This window comes from Zoogloea ramigera, assembly GCF_006539865.1.
In the GTDB taxonomy this organism is placed as follows: domain Bacteria; phylum Pseudomonadota; class Gammaproteobacteria; order Burkholderiales; family Rhodocyclaceae; genus Zoogloea; species Zoogloea ramigera.
Genome location: NZ_BJNV01000129.1, coordinates 1 through 4,716 on the forward strand (window position 1 = coordinate 1; position 4,716 = coordinate 4,716).

The following is a 4,716-nucleotide window of genomic DNA, read 5'->3' on the forward strand; positions in this document are numbered from 1 at the left end:
GGGGGGCGGGCTGGGTGGAGCCTGGCCCTGGGGGCGCTCTCAAGGAAACGCCGGGCCGTCCCAACTTTCCTTGAACCCCCTTGGGGGGTGGGCTGGGCGGAGCCCGGCCCTGGGGGCACTCAACTGCCGCTGCCCAGCCCGTATTTGCGGATCTTGTCGTGGAGGGTGGTCTTGGCGACGCGCAGGGCTTCGGCGCTGCGGGCCAGGCTGCCGCCCTGGCGGCGCAGCTCGGCGGCGATCAGGCTGCGCTCGAAGCTGTCCACCGATTCGGCCAGTGAGGCTGGCGGGGTGTCGGCCGGGTTGCCGCCGAGCACCTCGGTGCTTACCCCCAGCACGATGCAGTCGGCCACGTTGCGCAGCTCGCGCACGTTGCCGGGCCAGGTGTGGGCCATCAGGCGGCGCATCTGCTCGGGCGGCACGGCCGGTAGCGGGCGGTCGTGGCGGGCGGCGGCGAGGAGCAGGAAGTGCTCGAGCAGCAGCGGGATGTCCTCGCGGCGCTCGCGCAGCGGGGGCAGGTCGATGGTCACCACGTTGAGCCGGTAGTAAAGGTCGGCGCGGAAGGTCTGGCGTTCGGCGCGCTCCTTGAGGTCGTCCTTGGTGGCGGCCACCACCCGGCAATCCACGGGGAGCTGCTGGTTGGAGCCGAGGCGCTCCACCACCCGCTCCTGCAGCACCCGCAGCAGTTTGATCTGCACCCCCATCGGCATGCTCTCGAGCTCGTCCAGAAAGAGGGTGCCCTTGTTGGCGTATTCGATCTTGCCGATGCGGCGTTTCTGGGCGCCGGTGAAGGCGCCGGCCTCGTGGCCGAAGAGTTCGCTGTCGAGCAGGTTGTCGGGCAGGCCGCCGCAGTTGAGGGCCACAAGGGGCCCGTCCTTGCGGGGCGAGAGTTCGTGCAGGCATTGGGCGATGAGCTCCTTGCCGGTGCCGGTCTCGCCGCGCACCAGCACGTCCACCCGGGTGGCAGCCACGTCGCTGACTAGCTGGCGCACCCGCGCCATCTGCGGCGAGCGGCCGATGAGCTTGCTCTCGATGCCGTCGCGCTGGGCCAGGCGGCGGCGCAGGTCGAGCACCTCGAGGGTCAGGGCGCGCTTGTCGAGGGCGCGGCGCACCACGTCCACCAGCAGGTCGGGGGCGAAGGGTTTCTGGATGAAGTCGTAGGCGCCGCTGCGCATGGCCTCGACGGCCAGGGTCACGTCGCCGTGGCCGGTGATGATGATCACCGGCAAGTCGGCGTCCATCGCCTGGCAGCGGCGCAGCACCTCCATGCCGTCGGCCCTGGGCAGGCGCATGTCGGTGACGACGATGCCGGGGAAGCCGGGCTTCAGGCGGGCCAGGCCCTCTTCGGCCGAGCCGACGCCCTCGACCGGCAGGTCGGCCAGCATCATGGCCTGCTCGCAGCCGAGGCGCACGTCGGGGTCGTCTTCGATGATGAGTACGCGGAGTTCCTGGCTCATGGCTGTTCCTTGGGGGCGGCGGGCAGGTGCAGGCTGAAGCACGCACCGCCTTCCGGGCGCGAGTCGGCGCGCAGGTCGCCGCCGAACTCGCGCACGATGTCCCGGGAGATGGCGAGGCCGAGGCCCAGCCCCTCGCCGGGCGGCTTGGTGGTGAAGAAGGGTTCGAACAGGGCGCCGCCCTCGGGCAGGCCGCAGCCGGTGTCGGCGATGCTCAGCTCGACGCCGTCGGCGGTGGTGGCGGCGGCCAGGGTGAGCGTCTTGGTCGGGCTGTCGGCCATCGCGTCGCCGGCGTTGCGGATGAGGTTGATCAGCACCTGCTCGAGCCGGTTCTGGTCGCACCACGCCACGGCTTGGCCGGGCTCGCAGTGGTTGATCACGGTGATGCCGGCCTTGGCGAGGCGCTGGTCGAGCAGGAACAGCGCGGCGCCCACCGCGTGGGCCACGTCGGTGGCGGCAGGGATGGCCGGCGACTTGCGGGCGAAGGTCTTCAGCGGGGTGATGATGCGCCCCATCTGGTCGGCCAGCCGGGCGATGATGCCGAGGTTCTGCTCGACGGTGGCGAGGTTGCCGCGCTTCATGAACTCGATGGCGTTGCCCGACAGGGTGCGCATCGCCCCCAGCGGCTGGGCCAGTTCGTGGGTGATGCCCGCCGCCAGCTGGCCGAGCACCGCCAGCTTGGCGGCCTGCACCAGCTCGTCCTGGGCGGCGCGCAGGGTCTGCTCGGCCTGCTGGCGTTCGGCCACTTCTTTTTGCAGGCGGGCGTTGGTGTCGGTGAGGGCGCGGGTGCGCCGCGCGACCTTGCTCTCGAGCTGGGCGTTGGCCTGTTCCAGCAGCGCCTTGGCCTCGAGCTTCTGGCGCAGGATGCGCCGGCGCTGGGCCACCACCAGCAAAAGCAGCAGCACGCAGCCGGTGGCCACCGCGGCCAGGGCGCCGTGGCCGATGGCCTGGGCGCGCATCGGCTGCAGGTCGGAGAAGATCAAGAGGCGCCAGCCGGTGCTGCTGAGCTGGCGGCCATGGACGAGGTAGGTGCTGCCCAGCTGGGCCCGCCCCGGGGCGATGCCGAGCCGGGCGCCGCCGTGGATCTCCTGGCCCTCGGGGCCGAGCGAGGCGTCGATGGCGACCGGGAAGTTGCCGATCGGCCGGTTGTTGTAGAGCCGCGACACGGCGGCCTCGACCTTGCTGTCGAGGGAGAGCGGGCTGAGCGCGGTGTAGCGCCAGTCGGGCACCGAGGAGAGGATCACCACGCCGTTCTCGTCGGCGATCAGGGCCGGCACGCCGAGCAGCTCCCAGGCCTGGTCGATGCCGGCGAGGCCGATCTTGATGGCGGCCACGCCGACCACCCGCTCGCCGTCGCGGATCGGGTGGGACACGTAGTAGCCCGGCTCGCCCTGGGTGATGCCGATCGCGAAGTGGCGCCCCACCTGGCCCGACAGGCCGGTGAGGTAATAGCTGCGGAACGACAGGTCTTCGCCGACGAAGCTGTCTGGCTGCTTCCAGTTGCTGGAGGCCAGCACGGTGCCGCGCTCGTCCATCACGAAGATGGCGAGGCTGCCGATGTGGCCGTTGAGCCGCTCGAGAAAGCGGTTGGCCGACGCCACGCTGCCCGCCGGGCGGGGCTTGCGCAGCAGGGCCAGCACCTCTTCGCTCAGCTGGATGGTGGCGGGAATGTGGGCGTAGCGGTTGACGATGCCGTCCACCGCCGCGCCGAAGAGGTCGAGGCGGTGGCCGGCGTCGGTGCGCAGGGTCTGCATCCCCTGGTATTCGCTGGCCCGGTAGCCGCCGAAGCCGATCAGCCCGATCACCAGCAGCAGGGCCAGCACGATCAGCGGCCGCGTCGACAGCGCGCGGGAGGGGGGAACCAGCGATTCAGGGGGCTGCGCGCTCATGGGGCTCCGGGAGGGGTGAGGGCGATGCTCAAGGATACAGCCCGCGCAGGGCGCGCGCTTCCAGCACCCGCGAGCAGGCGGTGATGTAGGTGGCGGTGCGCAGGTTCACCCGGCGGCTGGCGGCCACCTGCCAGATGCCCTCGAAGGCTTCCGACAGCACGCGGTCGAGGCGGTCGTTGATGTCCTTCTCGGTCCAGAAGAAGCTCGACGCGTTCTGCACCCACTCGAAGTAGCTCACCGTCACGCCGCCGGCGTTGGCCAGCACGTCGGGCAGCACGGTGCAGCCCTTGCCGAGCAGGATGTCCTCGGCCAGCGGGGTGGTCGGGCCGTTGGCGCCTTCGACGATCAGGCGGGCCTTGATGCGGTCGGCGTTGGCTTCGGTGATCTGCTTTTCGAGCGCCGCGGGGAGCAGGATGTCGCAATCGACGCCCCAGAAGTCGGCGTTGGCGATGGCCTCGGCGGCCGGGTAGTCGAGCAGCGCGCGCGGGTTGCCGCCCAGGAAGCGGCCGAGGGCGTGGGGGTCGATGCCGCCCTTGTTGTAGATGGTGCCGGCCACGTCCTGGATCGCCACGATCGTCGCTCCGGCGTCGTGGAAGATCCGCGCCGCCGCGTTGCCCACGTTGCCGAAGCCCTGGATCGCCACCCGGGCGCCTTCCATGGCGATGCCCAGGCGCTTCATGGCCTCGCGGGCCACCACGTAGCAGCCGCGGCCGGTGGCGTCCTTGCGCCCCAGGCTACCGCCCATCGAGATCGGCTTGCCGGTGACCACGCCGGTCTGGGTGCTGCCCTGGTTGATGGAGTAGGTGTCCATCATCCAAGCCATGATCTGCTCGTTGGTGTTCACGTCCGGCGCCGGGATGTCGCGGTCGGGGCCGATGATGCTGCCGATCTCGCTGGTGTAGCGCCGGGTGAGGCGCTCGAGCTCGGGGCGGGACAGCTCGGCCGGGTTCACCTTGACCCCACCCTTGGCGCCGCCGTAGGGCAGGTTGACGGCGGCGTTCTTCACCGTCATCCAGGCCGACAGGGCCATCACCTCGGAGAGCGTCACGTCCGGGTGGAAGCGCACGCCGCCCTTGCCGGGCCCGCGGGACAGGTTGTGCTGCACGCGGAAGCCCTCGAAGTGGCGGATGCGCCCGTCGTCCATGCGCACCGGCACGTCGACGATCAGGCAGCGCTTGGGGTGGCGCAGGGTGTCCAGCCATTCGGCCAGCGGGCCCAGGTGGGGTTCGACCCGTTCGAGCTGTTCGAGGAACATGCCCCACGGGCCGACCCGCGCCGGGTCGATGTAGGAGGGTAGGGTCTGGGTGGTCATGGTGTGGTGTCTCCGTTGTGTTTTTTAATGGGTGCTGCGGTGCTTCAGTGCTGCAGGATCTTGG

Annotated in this window: 3 protein-coding genes; all 3 read right to left on the reverse strand. The window is 70.7% G+C overall.

All coding sequences use genetic code 11. The annotated features are described in order from the left end of the window. Window positions 1-119: 119 nt before the first annotated feature. From ZRA01_RS19820 to ZRA01_RS19830, 3 genes are read right to left on the reverse strand one after another with little or no spacing between them, the layout of a single operon-like run. Complete coding sequence (locus tag ZRA01_RS19820; RefSeq protein WP_141355096.1) at window positions 120-1,454, reverse strand: sigma-54-dependent transcriptional regulator; 1,335 nt, start codon at window positions 1,452-1,454, stop codon at window positions 120-122. Further along, window positions 1,451-3,340, reverse strand: a complete 1,890-nt coding sequence (locus ZRA01_RS19825) for a sensor histidine kinase (RefSeq protein ID WP_141355097.1) — start codon at window positions 3,338-3,340, stop codon at window positions 1,451-1,453. The genes ZRA01_RS19820 and ZRA01_RS19825 overlap by 4 nt, the downstream gene beginning before the upstream one ends. A 28-nt stretch (window positions 3,341-3,368) precedes the next feature. Beyond that, window positions 3,369-4,652 (reverse strand): Glu/Leu/Phe/Val family dehydrogenase, encoded by a 1,284-nt coding sequence (locus ZRA01_RS19830; RefSeq protein ID WP_141355098.1) that lies wholly within the window; start codon window positions 4,650-4,652, stop codon window positions 3,369-3,371. Between the last annotated feature and the right edge of the window lie 64 nt (window positions 4,653-4,716).